Annotated in this window: 15 protein-coding genes; all 15 read left to right on the top strand. The window is 71.8% G+C overall.

The features are described 5' to 3' along the window. The first annotated feature begins 52 nt into the window (after positions 1–52). The 15 genes from GPA03_RS07055 to GPA03_RS06985 all read left to right on the top strand — a co-directional run bounded on the left by GPA03_RS07055 (position 53) and on the right by GPA03_RS06985 (position 14,881). Positions 53–1,237, top strand: coding sequence for a glutamate ligase domain-containing protein (locus GPA03_RS07055; RefSeq protein WP_156251192.1), 1,185 nt, complete (start codon positions 53–55; stop codon positions 1,235–1,237). Next, entirely contained in the window at positions 1,234–2,637 is a 1,404-nt protein-coding gene (locus tag GPA03_RS07050; RefSeq protein ID WP_156251191.1) for a UDP-N-acetylmuramoyl-tripeptide--D-alanyl-D-alanine ligase, read from the top strand. The genes GPA03_RS07055 and GPA03_RS07050 overlap by 4 nt, the downstream gene beginning before the upstream one ends. After that, positions 2,634–3,716, top strand: coding sequence for a phospho-N-acetylmuramoyl-pentapeptide-transferase (mraY, locus tag GPA03_RS07045; protein WP_156251190.1), 1,083 nt, complete (start codon positions 2,634–2,636; stop codon positions 3,714–3,716). The genes GPA03_RS07050 and mraY overlap by 4 nt, the downstream gene beginning before the upstream one ends. Further along, entirely contained in the window at positions 3,701–5,188 is a 1,488-nt protein-coding gene (gene murD / locus GPA03_RS07040) for a UDP-N-acetylmuramoyl-L-alanine--D-glutamate ligase (RefSeq protein ID WP_241681110.1), read from the top strand. Before mraY ends, murD begins: the two co-directional genes overlap by 16 nt. After that, the gene (locus GPA03_RS07035) at positions 5,185–6,501 is read left to right on the top strand and encodes an FtsW/RodA/SpoVE family cell cycle protein (RefSeq protein ID WP_241681109.1); all 1,317 of its coding nucleotides are present in this window, start codon (positions 5,185–5,187) and stop codon (positions 6,499–6,501) included. The genes murD and GPA03_RS07035 overlap by 4 nt, the downstream gene beginning before the upstream one ends. Next, positions 6,494–7,642, top strand: coding sequence for a UDP-N-acetylglucosamine--N-acetylmuramyl-(pentapeptide) pyrophosphoryl-undecaprenol N-acetylglucosamine transferase (locus tag GPA03_RS07030; protein ID WP_206673455.1), 1,149 nt, complete (start codon positions 6,494–6,496; stop codon positions 7,640–7,642). The genes GPA03_RS07035 and GPA03_RS07030 overlap by 8 nt, the downstream gene beginning before the upstream one ends. Further along, positions 7,639–9,006 (top strand): UDP-N-acetylmuramate--L-alanine ligase, encoded by a 1,368-nt coding sequence (gene murC / locus GPA03_RS07025; protein WP_156251188.1) that lies wholly within the window; start codon positions 7,639–7,641, stop codon positions 9,004–9,006. The genes GPA03_RS07030 and murC overlap by 4 nt, the downstream gene beginning before the upstream one ends. Next, complete coding sequence (locus GPA03_RS07020; RefSeq protein WP_156251187.1) at positions 9,003–9,839, top strand: cell division protein FtsQ/DivIB; 837 nt, start codon at positions 9,003–9,005, stop codon at positions 9,837–9,839. Before murC ends, GPA03_RS07020 begins: the two co-directional genes overlap by 4 nt. Positions 9,840–9,999: 160 nt before the next feature. Continuing rightward, complete coding sequence (gene ftsZ / locus GPA03_RS07015; protein ID WP_156251186.1) at positions 10,000–11,202, top strand: cell division protein FtsZ; 1,203 nt, start codon at positions 10,000–10,002, stop codon at positions 11,200–11,202. Positions 11,203–11,305: 103 nt separating this feature from the next. After that, positions 11,306–11,785: a cell division protein SepF gene (locus tag GPA03_RS07010; protein WP_156251185.1), complete on the top strand. Its 480-nt coding sequence runs from the start codon at positions 11,306–11,308 to the stop codon at positions 11,783–11,785. 12 nt (positions 11,786–11,797) lie between these two features. Further along, complete coding sequence (locus tag GPA03_RS07005) at positions 11,798–12,094, top strand: YggT family protein (RefSeq protein WP_156251184.1); 297 nt, start codon at positions 11,798–11,800, stop codon at positions 12,092–12,094. A gap of 66 nt (positions 12,095–12,160) precedes the next feature. After that, positions 12,161–12,835 carry a DivIVA domain-containing protein gene (locus GPA03_RS07000; protein ID WP_156251183.1) on the top strand — a complete coding sequence of 225 codons (675 nt, stop codon included), beginning with the start codon at positions 12,161–12,163 and terminating at the stop codon, positions 12,833–12,835. Between the two features lie 16 nt (positions 12,836–12,851). Then, positions 12,852–13,478, top strand: a complete 627-nt coding sequence (gene lspA, locus GPA03_RS06995) for a signal peptidase II (protein WP_241681108.1) — start codon at positions 12,852–12,854, stop codon at positions 13,476–13,478. A 3-nt stretch (positions 13,479–13,481) separates the two neighbouring features. Further along, positions 13,482–14,399, top strand: coding sequence for an RluA family pseudouridine synthase (locus GPA03_RS06990; RefSeq protein WP_156251181.1), 918 nt, complete (start codon positions 13,482–13,484; stop codon positions 14,397–14,399). Continuing rightward, complete coding sequence (locus GPA03_RS06985; RefSeq protein WP_156251180.1) at positions 14,396–14,881, top strand: GNAT family N-acetyltransferase; 486 nt, start codon at positions 14,396–14,398, stop codon at positions 14,879–14,881. Before GPA03_RS06990 ends, GPA03_RS06985 begins: the two co-directional genes overlap by 4 nt. Position 14,882: the final 1 nt, after the last annotated feature.

The following is a 14,882-nucleotide window of genomic DNA, read 5'->3' as shown; positions in this document are numbered from 1 at the left end:
TTCCTGCTCAGCCATCCGAAGCCAGCCATCACGAACGGGTAGATTCGCGCACATGACGACCGAGGGCAGCCAGCACGACGTGCGGCGTACCTACGCCGTGCTCGGCAGCACCGGCAAGGCGACCACCTGCTACCTGCTCGAGCACGTGCTCGCGGCGCTCGGGCGCAGCACGTCGCTGTTCAGCACGGTGGAGATCAAGGTGGGCTCCGAGCGCTCCCCGCTCGAGCGGGACGCGCAGCCGGACCTGACCGATCTCGTGGCCCGGTCCGAGGCTGACCGGATCGACGACACGATCATCGAGCTGCGGTGGCCGGAGCTCTCCGCGGGCAGCCTCGGAGACCACGCGCTCGACCTCGCTCTCTTCACGCACCTGGACCGCGGTGTGGAGGGTGAGCGGTACGAGGAGCACCTCGAGCTGATCTCCGGCGTGCTCGCGGCAGCAGGTCGCGCCGTCATCCTCATCGACGACCCGGCGGGCATCGAGCTGGCCCGTCGCGTACCCGGTGCGATCACGGTCGGCAGCCTCCCGCGCGAGCAGGACGCCGACTGGCAGGTCACCCTCAACGCCACCCGGCAGGACCACATCGACTTCACGGTGACGCATCGCGGCGGCCGCAGCGTGTCGACGTCGCTGTGGATCCCCACGCGGTTCTCGGTCGGGTACGCGGCCCTCACGCTGGTCGCGGTGATGGAGACCGGGATCAGCGGCGGCACGATCGCGAGCGTGCTCCCGCACGGCCTCCGTCCGGTCGTGCCAGGTCGTATCGAGCGGGTCGCCGATCACCCGCGCTGCATCGTGGACATCGCGCACAACCCGGCTCGGCTCGCCCGCGCGCTGCTGCCGCTACGCCGCTCCAGCAGGGGCAAGGTGATCGTGGTGGTGGCCGCCCGCGCAGCCGACGACGCCGCCACCCGCCAGGCGATCGGGCGCGCGGCAGCAACCGCCGACGTGGTCGTGGTGACCGACGACGACTACGGCGTCGACGACGACCCGGCAGCCATCCGCGCCGACGTGATCGCCGGGGCCCGCGAGGCCGGTGCGCGCGAGGTCGCCGAGGTCTCGCCGCGCCGGACGGCGATCCGGGGCGCGGTGGCGATGGCCGGTCGCGACGACACCGTTCTCGTGGCAGGCCGCGGTCATCTCGGCCGCATCCTCATCGCCGGCGAGCGTGACCACCTCGACGATCGCGAGGAGGTGCGTGCCGGCATCGCCCAGCGGCACGCAACGGGCGGATGATCGCGCTCACCCCGACCGAGGTCGCCGCGATCACCGGTGGCGAGCTCGGTGGCCCTGTCGCGAGCAACGACCCACTGACATCGGTCGTCATCGACTCCCGCGCCGCCACGGCCGGCGCGCTGTTCGTGGCGCTGCCGGGGGAGCACGTCGACGGCCACGACTACCTCGAGGCCGCCGCAGCCGGTGGCGCGGGCGCGGCGATCGTCTCGCGCGACGTCCCAGGCGCACCGCTGCCCTACGTCCGGGTGGCCGACACGGCCGCCGCGCTGGCCGATCTCGCCCGCGAGGTGCTGGCCCGGCTCCGGGCCACCGGCCAGGTGGTCGTCGTCGGCATCACCGGCTCGGTCGGCAAGACCACGACCAAGGACCTGCTCTCGGTGCTGCTCGCACCGCTCGGGAACCTGGTCGCGCCCGTCGCCTCGTTCAACAACGAGATCGGGCTGCCGCTGACCGTGCTGCGTGCCGACCACGACACCCGCGTGCTGGTCCTGGAGATGGGCGCCGACGCACCCGGCAACCTCACGTTCCTCACCTCGATCGCGGCACCGGATGTCGCCGTCGAGCTGATCGTGGGCCACGCCCACCTCGGCGGTTTCGGCTCGATCGAGGGCGTGGCGACCGCGAAGGCCGAGCTCGTGCAGGGCCTCGCCCCGGGTGGGATCGCCGTGCTCAACGCCGACGACGTCCGTGTCGCGAGCATGGCGACGCTCGCCGAACGGGTGCTCACCTTCGGGCGCTCCGAGAATGCCGACGTGCGCGCTGCCGAGGTGGCGACCGGAACCGACGGTCACGCCGAGCTGACACTGGTCGCCGAGCAGGGACAGGCCCGATTGCGGCTCGGGCTCGCCGGGGATCACCACATCACCAACGCCCTGGCGGCGGCGACCGTGGCGCTCCACCTGGGCCGCCCGCTCGACGAGATCGCCACCACGCTGGCCGCCGCCGCGCCGCTCAGCCCCCACCGCATGCACCTGACCGACCGTGCCGACGGCATCCGCGTGATCGACGACGCCTACAACGCCAACCCGACCTCGATGCGCGCCGCGCTCGTGGCCCTGGCGGCGATGGCCTCCGACCGACGCTCGGTGGCCGTGGTCGGGGAGATGCTCGAGCTCGGGCCGGAGTCCGCGCACGAGCACGCCGAGATCGGTCGTTGTGCCCAGGAGCTGGGGATCGACGAGGTGGTCGTGGTCGGCCGGGAGGCACGTCCGCTGCTCGAGGCCGTGCTCGACGCCGGAGGCAGCGCGACCTACGCCGACGACCTCGAGGGCGCCGAGAGGCTGCTGACCACCCTCCTCGAGCCCGGCGACGTCGTGCTCGTCAAGGGCTCCAACGGCACCGGCCTGTACCGGCTCGCCGAGGCGTTGGCCGCAGCGACCTCACCCGTGGGTGCCCCGTGATCGCCGTCATCGTCGCGGGAGCGGTCTCGCTCGCTGTCGCGCTGTTCGGCACGCCGCTGTTCATCAAGTTCCTCGTGCACCGCAACTACGGCCAGTTCATCCGTCAGGACGGGCCTACCGCGCACTTCACCAAGCGCGGGACTCCCACGATGGGTGGCGTCGTCATCATCGGGGCGACGCTGGTCGGCTACGCGGTCGCGTATCTCGCGGCGGGCCGCGGGCCGAACGCCTCGGGCGTGCTGCTGCTGTTCCTCATGGTCGGCCTGGGGCTCATCGGGTTCCTCGACGACTTCACCAAGATCAGCAGGCAGCGCTCGCTAGGACTGTCGCCGCTCGCGAAGATCATCGGGCAGGGCGCCGTCGGCATCACGTTCTCGGTGCTCGCTCTGCAGTTCCCGAACGAGCAGTTCCGGACCCCCGCCAGCACGCACATCTCGTTCATCCGCGATCTCGGTCTCGACCTCGCGTTCGCGGGTGTGGCGGTCGGTCTCGTGCTGTTCGTGATCTGGTCGAACTTTCTCATCACCGCCTGGTCGAACGCCGTCAACCTCGCCGACGGGCTCGACGGGCTCGCGACCGGTATGAGTGCGCTGGTGTTCGGCGCCTACGTGATCCTGACGATCTGGCAGGCGAACCAGAGCTGCCAGGTGCTCAGCCAGGTGGGTCCGAGCTGCTACGAGGTCCGCGACCCGCAGGACCTGTCGATCGTCGCGGCGGCGATCGTCGGCGCCTGCATCGGGTTCCTGTGGTGGAACACCTCGCCGGCCAAGATCTTCATGGGTGACACCGGCGCGCTGGCGCTCGGTGGCGCACTCGCCGGCCTCACGATCCTGACCCGCACCGAGATCCTCGGCGCCATCATCGGCGGCATGTTCGTGCTGGTGATCCTCTCGGACGTCATCCAGATCGGCGGCTTCAAGCTGACCGGCAAACGGGTGTTCAAGATGGCGCCGCTGCACCACCACTTCGAGCTGCTGGGCTGGGGTGAGGTGACGATCGTCGTGCGGTTCTGGGTCATCCAGGTGCTGTTCGTCGCCGGCGGCCTCGCCATCTTCTACGCCGAGTGGATCGCGAACTAGTGGGCGCCGAGCAGGACATCGACGCCCTCAAGGGCGTCTCGGTCGCGGTGCTCGGGCTCGGGGCGAGCGGGCGTGCCGCGCTGACCGTGCTGCACGAGGTCGGCGCACGCGTCCGCGTGGTCGTCCCGCGTGCCGAGGAGGTCGACAGCGCCGCGCTGCCTCCCGGTGCCGACGTGCTCGTCGAGGGCGACCCCACGCGGATGGGGGAGCGGCTCGCCGAGGCGCGCCCCGCCGTCGTCGTGGCCTCGCCCGGCGTGCCGCCCCATCACCCGGCGCTGCTCGGTGCGCAGGAGGTCGGGGCCGAGGTCTGGAGCGAGGTCGAGCTGGCCTGGCGGATCGACAGGCCGGCCACGCAGTGGCTGACGCTCACGGGGACCAACGGGAAGACCACCACGGTCGGCATGCTCGCCTCCCAGCTCGCCGCCGCGGGCTGGCACGCGCCAGCGGTGGGCAACGTCGGCACCCCGATCTCGACGACCGTGCTCAACGCCCGCTCGGGCGGTCGGGCTCTCGACGGCCTCGCCGTCGAGCTCTCGAGCTTCCAGCTGCACTTCACGCACTCGGTCGCGCCGCTCGCGAGCGCGTGCCTGAACATCACCGACGACCACCTGGACTGGCACGGTTCCGCGCAGGGGTACGCCGACGACAAGGCGCGCGTGTACCAGCGCACCCGGGTCGCCTGCGTGTACAGCTCCGCAGACCAGGCCACGATGCGCATGGTCGAGGCGGCCGAGGTGCAGGAGGGTGCTCGCGCGGTCGGGTTCACGCTGCAGGCGCCACGGGTGGCCGAGCTCGGGCTGGTCGAGGAGAGCCTGGTGGACAGGGCGTTCATCGACAACCGGCAGACCCACGGCCAGGTCGTAGCCGATCTCGCCGACCTCGCGCATCTCTCGGCAGGGGGCTCGAGCGGGGTGCCGCCGCACGTGGTCAGCAACGCGCTCGCTGCCGCAGCCCTCGCGCGCGCGGCCGGGCTCGCGCCCGAGCACGTCGCCCACGGGCTGCGCACCTACCAGGGTGGTCCGCACCGCATCGAGCACGTGACCGATGTCGACGGCGTCGCGTACGTCGACGACTCCAAGGCCACCAACGCGCACGCCGCCTCGGCCTCGCTCGCCTCGGTCGAGCCCGGTCGTGCGGTGTGGATCGCGGGTGGCCTCGCGAAGGGCGCGCGGTTCGACGACCTGGTGCGGGAACGGGCCGACAGGATGCGCGCCGTCGTCGTCATCGGTGTTGACGCCGAGCCCATCCTCGACGCACTGTCACGACACGCGCCCCACATCCCACGCCAACGGATCGACCCGGGCGAGCATGAGGTGATGAGCGCCGCCGTCTCCGCTGCAGCCCGCCTGGCACAGCCGGGCGATGTGGTGCTGCTCGCGCCGGCGTGCGCCTCGATGGACCAGTTCAGCTCCTACGCCGAGCGGGGCGAGGCGTTCGCCGCCGCCGCCCGGGCGTTGGCGGGGAGCCGGTGACCGCGGTCGGCGTCGGCTCGCGCCGACGCCCCGCCGCGGGTGCGACGAAGAAGAAGACGGCGAAGCAGCGGCAGCCTGCCGAGGTGTCACGCTTCGCCGAGTGGCGGACGGCGGCATGGGCCTCACCGACCACGAGCTACTACCTCATCGGTGGTGCCGGCCTGCTGCTGCTCATGCTCGGGCTGGTGATGGTGCTCTCGGCCTCGATGGTCGACTCGCTGAACAAGAGCGGCGGAGCGACCCCGTTCACCGACTTCTTCGACCAGCTGATGTTCGCCGGGATCGGCGTCCCGGTGGCCCTGGTCGCCTCGCGCTTCAAGCCGGTGTGGTTCCGCAAGCTCGCGTGGCTGATCCTGGCCGGCGCGCTCGGGATGCAGGCGCTCCTGTTCGTCCCGTCGTTCGCGATCGAGGTCGGCGGCAACACCAACTGGGTCGAGCTGCCCGGCGTCGGCACGTTCCAGCCCAGCGAGTTCGCGAAGCTCGGCCTCGCGATCTGGCTCGGTGCGGTGCTCGCGACCAAGGGCGACCTGCTGCGGCAGTGGCGGCACGCGCTCATGCCCGGTGTGCTCGTCGCCGGTGGCTTCCTCGGACTGGTGCTTCGCGGGCACGACCTCGGCACGGCGCTGATCATCATGGCGCTCGTGGCAGGGGCGCTGTGGGTCGCCGGTGTCCCGGCCTCGCTGTTCGTGCTGCTCGGGTCGTTCGCCGCGGCAGCCGCCGGGTTCTTGGTGTTCTCCTCGCGGAACCGGCGTGAACGCATCGAGCAGTTCCTCGGGATGAGCAGCGACAGCTCGTCGATCGACACCTTCCAGGTCGATCGCGCACTCGAGGCGCTGGGCTCCGGCGGTCTGTCCGGCGTGGGGCTCGGTGCGTCCCGGATCAAGTGGCGCGGCCTGCCGGCGGCACAGGACGACTACATCTTCGCCATCATCGGCGAGGAGCTCGGGCTGCTCGGCACGTTGCTGGTCATCATGCTGTTCGTCGCCCTGGCCATCGGTATCACCCGGGTGGTCACGCGGCACCCCGACCGGTTCGTCAAGATCACCGCCGCCGCGCTGGGTGCCTGGATCGTCGGTCAGGCGTTCGTCAACATCGGCGTCGTCATCGGCGTGCTCCCCGTGATCGGCGTGCCGCTGCCGCTGCTCTCGGCAGGCGGCTCCTCGCTGGTCACCACCCTGATCGCGCTCGGCGTGCTGCTCTCCTTCGCACGCACCGAACCCGGGGCGAAGCAGGCGTTCGCCGCCCGCCGCGGCTCGATGCGTCGCTCGCTCGCGGTGCTGGGACCACGGCTGGTCTCGCGTGCCCGTGGCTGAGCTGCGCCTCGTCCTGGCGGGAGGTGGCACCGCCGGGCACGTGAACCCGCTGCTGGCACTCGCTGCCGAGCTGCGCCGCCGGCACCCCGGCGCCGAGCTGCTCGCGCTCGGGACCGCCACCGGGCTGGAGGCCGAGCTGATCCCTGCCGCCGGGATCGACCTGGTGGAGGTGCCGCGCGTGCCGCTGCCGCGCCGCCCCTCGATGGACGTGCTGCGGTTCCCCAGCCGCTGGCGACGCGCGGTGGCGGCGGCCCAGGGGGCGATCACCGGTGGCCGTCCCGCGGACGCGGTGGTCGGGTTCGGCGGCTACGTCGCCACACCGGCCTACATCGCCGCCCGTCGCGCCGGTGTGCCGGTGGTGGTGCACGAGCAGAACGCACGACCGGGGCTGGCGAACCGGCTGGGCGCCCGATTCGCGAGCGCCGTCGGCGTGACCTTCGCCGGCACCAAGCTGCCCGGGGCGACCGTGGTCGGGCTGCCGCTGCGGTCCGCGATCTCCGACCTCGTGTCGGCGCGCGAGATCGACACCGCCGAGGCTCGCCGCGCGAGCGCTGCGACACTGGGGCTCGACGCCGACCGCCCGGTGCTGCTCGTCACGGGCGGCTCGCTGGGTGCAGCACGTGTCAACAGTGCGGTGGCCGGCGCCGCCGTCGAGATCCTCGGCACCGGCGCCCAGGTGGTTCACCTGGCCGGGGCGGGCAAGGACGAGGACGTGCGCCGCACGGTGGCCGAGGTCACGGCCGCGGCAGGGGTGCCGGCCGATGACTACCACGTGCTCGGCTACCTGGAGCAGATGCAGCACGGGCTCGCGTGCGCCGACCTGGTGGTCGGCCGCGCCGGTGCCGGGACCGTGTGCGAGCTCGCTGCGCTGGGCATCCCCGCGATCTACGTGCCGCTGCCGATCGGCAACGGCGAGCAGCGGCTGAACGCGGCCGGCGTCGTCGCCGCCGGGGGCGGGACGCTGGTGGCCGACGCCGAGCTGACGCCCGACTGGGTCCGCCAGCACGTCGCACCGCTGCTGTCCGAGCGCGACCGCCTGCGCGCGATGGGGGAGCGCGCCGCCGCCGTCGGTGTCCGTGACGGCGCCGCCAGGCTGGCCGACCTCGTCGAGCACGCGATCGAGAGCGGACGCCGGTCATGACGGGCCGCGTCCACTTCGTCGGTATCGGGGGCGCGGGCATGTCGGTGGTCGCCGAGCTCGTGCTCGCGCGCGGCATGCCCGTGAGTGGTTCCGACGCACGTGAGTCCGCGGCTCTCGAGCGGCTGCGCGCGCTCGGGGCGGAGGTGTGGGTCGGTCACGATCCCGCCCACGTCAAGGGCGCCGCACAGCTCGTGGTGAGCTCCGCCGTCCGCGAGGACAACCCCGAGGTAGCAGCGGCACGCGCGGCCGGGATCGAGGTGGTGCACCGCTCGACGGCGCTCGCCCAGGCGGCGGCCGGGCTCGACGTCGTCGCCGTGGCGGGTGCGCACGGCAAGACCACCACCTCGGCGATGTTGGCGGTCGCGCTGCAGGCTGCCGGGACCGACCCGTCGTTCGCGATCGGGGGCACGGTGCTCGCGCTCGGCACCGGCGCGCACCTGGGGCAGGGCAGCGCCTTCGTGGCCGAGGCCGACGAGTCCGACGGATCGTTCCTGCGCTACGCGCCACGGGTCGGTGTCGTCACCAACATCGAGCCCGACCACCTCGACCACTACGGCAGCGCCGAGGCGTTCGAGGCGGCCTTCGTGGAGTTCGCCGGCACGATCAGGCCCGGTGGGCTGCTGGTCGCGTGCTCCGACGACCCAGGAGCGGCACGGCTCGCGGCCTCGGCCGCCAGGGCAGGGGTGCGGGTGCAGACCTACGGCACGAGCGAGGGCGCCGACATCTCTCTCACGATCCGCGAGCTCGGCCCCGCAGGGTCCAGCGCGGTGCTGCACGGTCCCGACGGCGATGTCGAGCTCGTGCTGGCGGTCCCAGGCGAGCACAACGTCCGCAACGCCGCCGCCGCCTGGTGCGCCGGCGTGGCTCTCGGGGTCGACGGCGCCACGATGGCTCGCGCGCTCGGTACCTTCGAGGGCACCGCGCGGCGGTTCCAGGACCGCGGCACGGTGGCCGGCGTCCGCGTGGTCGACGACTACGCCCACAACCCCACCAAGGTGGGAGCCGCTGTCGCGACAGGGCGCCGGGCTGCGGGTGACGGTCGGCTGATCGTGCTGTTCCAGCCGCACCTGTACTCGCGCACGATCGACTTCGCCGCCGAGTTCGCCGAGTCCCTGCGCAGCGCAGACGAGGTGGTCCTCACCGCGATCTACGGCGCACGAGAGGCGCCACGGCCGGGCGTCTCGTCCACGCTCATCACCGACCGCCTGCCCGGCTCACGCTACGTGCCGGAGCGTGTGGAGGCGGCCGAGACCGCCGCCGGGCTCGCCCGACCCGGGGATCTCGTCATGACCATCGGTGCGGGCGACGTGACCGAGCTCGCCGGGGTGATCCTCGCGAGCCTCGAGGCGAGGGAACGGTCATGAGCCGCCGGCCGCCGTCGTTCGCCCCGGCCACCCGCGCCGAGCGGTCCGCCGGCAAGGTGGCCGAGCGCGAGGAGGCTCGGCGCCCTCCGGCCCAGCGCGACGCGCTCCTGACCGGCCTGACCGACCGGCTCGCGGAGCGGCAGCGCGCCCGCCGTCGACTGCGCATCAGGTCGATCGTGGCTGTCGCGACCGTGGTGCTGCTGATCGCGGGTGCCGGCTACGTGCTGCTCGCCTCCCCGTGGCTCGCCTTGCGTGCCGGCGCCATCGAGGTGGCCGGGACCAACGAGATCGCGACCACCGAGGAGGTGCTGGCGGTGGTGACGCCCGCGCAGGGACAGCCCCTGCTGCGGGTCGATACCGCGGCGCTCCGGGAGCAGCTGCTCGAGATCGCCGGGGTGCGCGACGCCACGGTGGAGCGCGCGTTCCCGCACGGGCTGGTGGTCACGATCGAGCCCCGGGTGCCGGTCGCGACCGTGGCACAGGACGGCGGCTTCGTGCTGCTGGACAGCGACGGCGTCGCGCTCGTCACGACCGACGCACCGGCCGAGGGCGTGCCGGTGGTCGAGGTGCCGCTGGGCACCGAGGACACCGCCGCAGCGCTCGATGCCGTGCTGACGGTGATGGCCGCGCTGCCGGCGGGCATCCTCGAGCAGGTCGCGTCGGCGTCGGCGACGACGGCGCACGAGGTCGAGTTCGTGCTGGACTCCGGCGCCCGTGTGGTGTGGGGGAGTGCCGAGGAGAACGACCTGAAGTCCGCGGCGCTCGAGATCCTGCTGCCGGTCGATGCCGAGGTCTATGACGTCTCGGCCCCGCTCAGCCCGATCACGCGCTGAGCCCGGACGTTCGCGTTCCGACACGCCCAGCGCGGTCGTTGTCTGAGCGGGGTTGCGGACCTACCGTCATCGCGATCAGAAATGACATAACTCTCACCCTCAGGTTGAGGTTGAAGGTTGAGAGTGTGAGTCAGGGCATGAAACGGCGAGAGGGACAGACGTGGCGGCACCCCAGAACTACCTAGCGGTCATCAAGGTGGTCGGCATCGGCGGCGGCGGTGTCAACGCCGTCAACCGCATGATCGAGGTCGGGCTGAAGGGCGTGGAGTTCATCGCCGTCAACACCGATGCTCAGGCCCTGCTGATGAGCGATGCGGACGTCAAGCTCGACGTCGGCCGCGAGCTCACGCGCGGGCTCGGCGCCGGCGCGGATCCCGAGGTCGGCAAGAAGGCCGCCGAGGACCACGCCGAGGACATCGAGGAGGTGCTGCGCGGCGCCGACATGGTCTTCGTGACTGCGGGCGAGGGCGGCGGCACCGGTACCGGTGGTGCCCCGGTGGTCGCGAAGATCGCCCGCTCCCTCGGCGCCCTGACGATCGGTGTGGTGACGCGCCCGTTCACCTTCGAGGGGCGTCGACGCGGCACGCAGGCCGACTCGGGCATCGACGCGCTCCGTGCCGAGGTCGACACCCTGATCGTGATCCCGAACGACCGGCTGCTCAGCATCAGCGACCGCAACGTCTCGGTCCTCGATGCCTTCAAGTCGGCCGACCAGGTGTTGCTCTCCGGTGTCCAGGGCATCACCGACCTCATCACCACCCCGGGTCTGATCAACCTCGACTTCGCCGACGTCAAGTCCGTGATGCAGGGCGCCGGCTCCGCGCTGATGGGCATCGGATCTGCCCGAGGTGACGACCGCGCGGTGCAGGCCTCCGAGCTCGCGATCTCGTCGCCGCTGCTGGAGGCCTCGATCGACGGCGCGCACGGTGTGCTCCTGTCCATCCAGGGTGGCAGCGACCTCGGGCTGTTCGAGATCCACGAGGCGGCGAGGCTGGTGCAGGAGGCCGCGCACCCCGAGGCGAACATCATCTTCGGTGCCGTCATCGACGACGCCCTCGGCGACGAGGTGCGCGTCACCGTGATCGCGGCCGGGTTCGACAACGCGGCACCCGGGGCCACCAATCCCACCCGCCCGGTCAGCGAGCCCCGGTCGGCCCCCGTCGAGGGTGCCGTCCGCACCGCTCCCGTGGTGATCGAGCCCGCTGCCGACGAGGCGCTGGCGGAGCCGAGCGCGCCGAGCACGGTCGAGACCGAGGTCGTGCAGCCGCAGCAGCGACCGGTCGAGGTGCCGCAGGTCGTCGAGGAGCAGCCCCGCCGTCGTCCGGCGGCGGACGACCTCGACATCCCGGACTTCCTCAAGTAATGGCGGGTGGTGCGGCGACACGCCGCACCCCCTGCCGAACCGCGCTGGATCGCTGGTCTAGCGTGCGAGTGACGAGACGTACCGACGTTCAATGGGAGTAGGCATGGCCGGAGCGCTGCGCAAGACGATGCTGTACCTCGGCCTTTCCGAGGCCGACCGCGAGCAGGAGACCTCGGCGGAGGCCCGCGGCTATGCCGAGGAGCCCGCCTACGAGGACTCCTACGAGGAGTACGAGGAAGCCACCCCGAGCGCCGAGGTCACCCCGATCAACCGCGCGGCCGCGCGCTTCGACGGCGGTCCGCTGCGTCGGATCACCACCGTGCACCCGCGCAACTACAACGACGCCAAGGTCATCGGTGAGGCGTTCCGCTCCGGTACGCCCGTGATCATGAACCTCACCGACATGTCCGACGGCGAGGCGAAGCGACTCGTCGACTTCTCCGCCGGCCTGGTCTTCGGCCTGCGTGGGGCGATCGAGCGCGTGACGAACAAGGTGTTCCTGCTCTCTCCGGCCTCGGTCGAGATCGCCGCGGAGTCCTCGGAGCCCGAGGTCACGCACGCCCGTTTCTTCAACCAGAGCTGAGCCACCTCAACGATGCGGTGGGTCTTCGGAATCGCCTACCTGCTCCTGCTGCTGTTCGTCGTGGCGATGCTGATCCGTCTCGTCTATGACTGGATCCAGGTCTTCGCGCGCGACTGGAAGCCGAGCGGGGTGAGCCTCGTCATCGCAGAAGGGGTGTACTCGGTGACGGATCCGCCGCTGCGGTGGCTCCGCAGGCGCATCAAGCCCATCCGCATCGGCGGCGTCGCCCTCGACGTCGCTTTCCTGCTCGTCATGATCGCCTGCTCCCTGGGACTGGCGCTGCTGAGCAGTTTGATGGTGCGGTTCTAGCCCGTTTCATGGGCTAGCGTGATCCCTGGCAACCAGCCGAACGACGAATGACACCGAGGTGACGACATGGCGCTGCTGACAGCAGACGACGTCCTCAACAAGAAGTTCCAGCCGACCAAGTTCCGTGAGGGCTACGACCAGGACGAGGTCGACGACTTCCTCGACGAGGTGGTCAACACGCTTCGTGCGCTGGATGCTGAGAACGCCGAGCTCAAGACCAAGCTCGAGGCTGCGCAGACGGGCGCAGGCGCGAGCAGTGCCGCCCCGGCCGCGGTCGCGGAGCAGCAGACGCAGCAGATGGACGCCGTGCAGGAGGCGCCTGTCGAGGACGAGCCGCAGCCCGAGGCTGCGCCCGAGCCCGACATCGCGTCGCTCTCGCAGGCGCCCTCGGCAGCGTCCGGCGGTGAGCCCGAGTCGGCCACCGGCCTGATCGCGCTCGCGCAGCGCGTGCACGACGAGTACGTGAACAACGGTCGCGCCGAGGCCGACCGCATCCTGGGCGAGGCCCGCGCCGAGGCGGAGCGCGTCGCGCGCGAGGCCGAGGAGACCCGGAACCGCACGCTGGGCCAGCTCGAGGGCGAGCGGTCGCTGCTCGAGCGCAAGATCGACGAGCTCCGTGGCTTCGAGCGCGACTACCGCACGCGCCTGAAGAGCTACCTCGAGGGCCTGCTCAACGATGTCGAGGGCCGCGGCTCGGTCGCCGGCGCCGGCCCGGGTGAGTCCGAGGCTCGCCGTCCGTGAGCGGTTCCCCGCGGGCGTGAGCGCCCCGCACGACCAACCGCGACGACGCCGGTTGCTGGTGGCCCTCGGGCTGCTGGCGGCCGGCGTCCTCGTGGTGGACCAGGCGAGCAAGACTCTCGTGGTGGCACGCCTGGAGCCAGGGGAGTACATCCCGCTGCTCGGCGACTTCTTCGGGCTGCAGCTGGTCTTCAACCCGGGCGCTGCGTTCTCCTTCGCGACGGGCAGCACGTGGATCTTCACGCTCGTCGCGGTCGTGGTCACCGTGGTGATCGTGCGCATCTCCCGCAAGCTGAACTCGCGCGGCTGGGCCTTCGCGCTCGGGGCGCTGCTCGGTGGCAACCTCGGCAACCTGGGTGACCGGCTGTTCCGGGACCCGGGCTTCCCGCAGGGTCACGTGGTCGACTTCCTCAACTACAACGGCTGGTTCGTCGGGAATGTGGCCGATATCGCCATCGTGGGCGCCGCCGTCGCCATGGCGATCCTCGCGTTCCTGGGTGTCGGCGTCGACGGCACGCGGCACCTGGCCGCCGACGCCGGGTCCGGCGGGGAGCACGGCAAGGTGGCGGCCGAGGAGTCGCAGCCGACGGACACCGAGACCGACGAGCGCGAGCCCACCCCGGCTGTCGAGAAGGATGCGGACTGAGCGATGCCGGTCCGGTCCCTCCCGGTACCCGACGGTCTCGCCGGTGACCGCCTCGACGCCGCGCTCGCGCGGCTGCTCGGACTGAGCCGTACCAAGGCCGCCGAGCTCGCGGAGGCGGGTGCGGTGCTGGTCGACGGCCTCGTCGTCGGCAAGTCGCACCGGCTGCTGCCCGGTTCCTGGCTCGAGATCGAGCTGCCGGACCCCGACGTGGTCGCGACACGGCCCGAGCCGATCCCGGGGATGCAGGTGATGCTCGACGACGAGGACGTGGTGGTGGTGAGCAAGCCCGTGGGGGTCGCGGCGCACCCGAGCCCGGGGTGGACCGGCCCGACCGTGGTCGGCGGGCTCGCGGCCGCGGGCTACCGGATCTCGACGTCGGGAGCCGCCGAGCGGCAGGGGATCGTGCACCGGCTCGATGTCGGCACCTCGGGGCTGATGGTCGTCGCCAAGAGCGAGCTCGCCTACTCGGTGCTCAAGCGTGCGTTCAAGGAGCGCACGGTCGCCAAGATCTACCATGCGCTGGTGCAGGGGCATCCCGACCCGAGCAAGGGCACGATCGACGCCCCGATCGGGCGCCACCCGACACACGACTACAGGTGGGCCGTGGTGAGCGACGGCAAGCCCAGCGTCACGCACTACGAGACGCTCGAGGGACTGCGCGCTGCCAGCCTGCTGGAGATCCATCTCGAGACCGGTCGTACCCACCAGATCCGGGTGCACAGCTCGGCGATCGGGCACCCCTGCGTGGGCGACCTCACCTACGGTGCGGACCCCGTGCTCGCGGAGCAGGTCGGGCTGCAGCGGCAGTGGCTGCACGCGATGCGTCTGGGCTTCGACCATCCGCGCACGGGGCTCTGGACCGAGGTCAGCAGCGAGTACCCGGAGGATCTCGCCCACGCGCTCGAGGTGCTGCGCAGATGAGCGCCCCGGAGGCGGATGGCCGCGTGATCGTGCGGCGGATCAGCACCGACGCCGACATGGCGGCAGCGTTCGAGATCCGCGAGGAGGTGTTCGTCGGCGAGCAGGGCGTGACGCTCGAGGAGGAGCACGATGCCCTCGACGCTGCGGCCACCACGACCCACGTGCTCGCCGTCGCCCGCGACGGCTCACCGGTCGGCACCGCGCGGCTCCTGACCGACCCCGCGCATCCTGGGGTGGTCCACGTGGGTCGGGTGGCGGTGCGTCGGTCCGGGCGGGGGCTCGGGGTCGGGCGCGCGCTGATGGCCGAGATCGAGCGGATCGCCCTGACGGAGCACGCCGACCGTGGTGCGGTGCGCGTGGAGCTGTCCGCCCAGGAGACCGCGATCCCGTTCTACGAGGCGCTCGGCTACACGGTCGCCGCCGAGCGCTACCTCGACGCCCGGATCTGGCACCGCGACGCGAGCAAGACGCTCAGCGGCTGAG

This window comes from Pseudactinotalea terrae (genome assembly GCF_009733845.1).
GTDB classification, from domain to species: domain Bacteria; phylum Actinomycetota; class Actinomycetes; order Actinomycetales; family Beutenbergiaceae; genus Pseudactinotalea; species Pseudactinotalea terrae.
The sequence above is the reverse complement of the archived record's forward strand: the minus strand, read 5'-3'. Positions and strand labels throughout refer to the sequence as shown.

Excerpts from the sequence above, each read along its gene's own strand:
- GPA03_RS07055 (WP_156251192.1), top strand. The coding sequence starts at position 53 with ATGACGACCGAGGGCAGCCAGCACGACGTGCGGCGTACCTACGCCGTG.
- GPA03_RS07050 (WP_156251191.1), top strand. The coding sequence starts at position 1,234 with ATGATCGCGCTCACCCCGACCGAGGTCGCCGCGATCACCGGTGGCGAG.
- murC (WP_156251188.1), top strand. The coding sequence starts at position 7,639 with ATGACGGGCCGCGTCCACTTCGTCGGTATCGGGGGCGCGGGCATGTCG.
- GPA03_RS07020 (WP_156251187.1), top strand. The coding sequence starts at position 9,003 with ATGAGCCGCCGGCCGCCGTCGTTCGCCCCGGCCACCCGCGCCGAGCGG.
- GPA03_RS07010 (WP_156251185.1), top strand. The coding sequence starts at position 11,306 with ATGGCCGGAGCGCTGCGCAAGACGATGCTGTACCTCGGCCTTTCCGAG.
- GPA03_RS07005 (WP_156251184.1), top strand. The coding sequence starts at position 11,798 with ATGCGGTGGGTCTTCGGAATCGCCTACCTGCTCCTGCTGCTGTTCGTC.
- GPA03_RS07000 (WP_156251183.1), top strand. The coding sequence starts at position 12,161 with ATGGCGCTGCTGACAGCAGACGACGTCCTCAACAAGAAGTTCCAGCCG.
- GPA03_RS06990 (WP_156251181.1), top strand. The coding sequence starts at position 13,482 with ATGCCGGTCCGGTCCCTCCCGGTACCCGACGGTCTCGCCGGTGACCGC.
- GPA03_RS06985 (WP_156251180.1), top strand. The coding sequence starts at position 14,396 with ATGAGCGCCCCGGAGGCGGATGGCCGCGTGATCGTGCGGCGGATCAGC.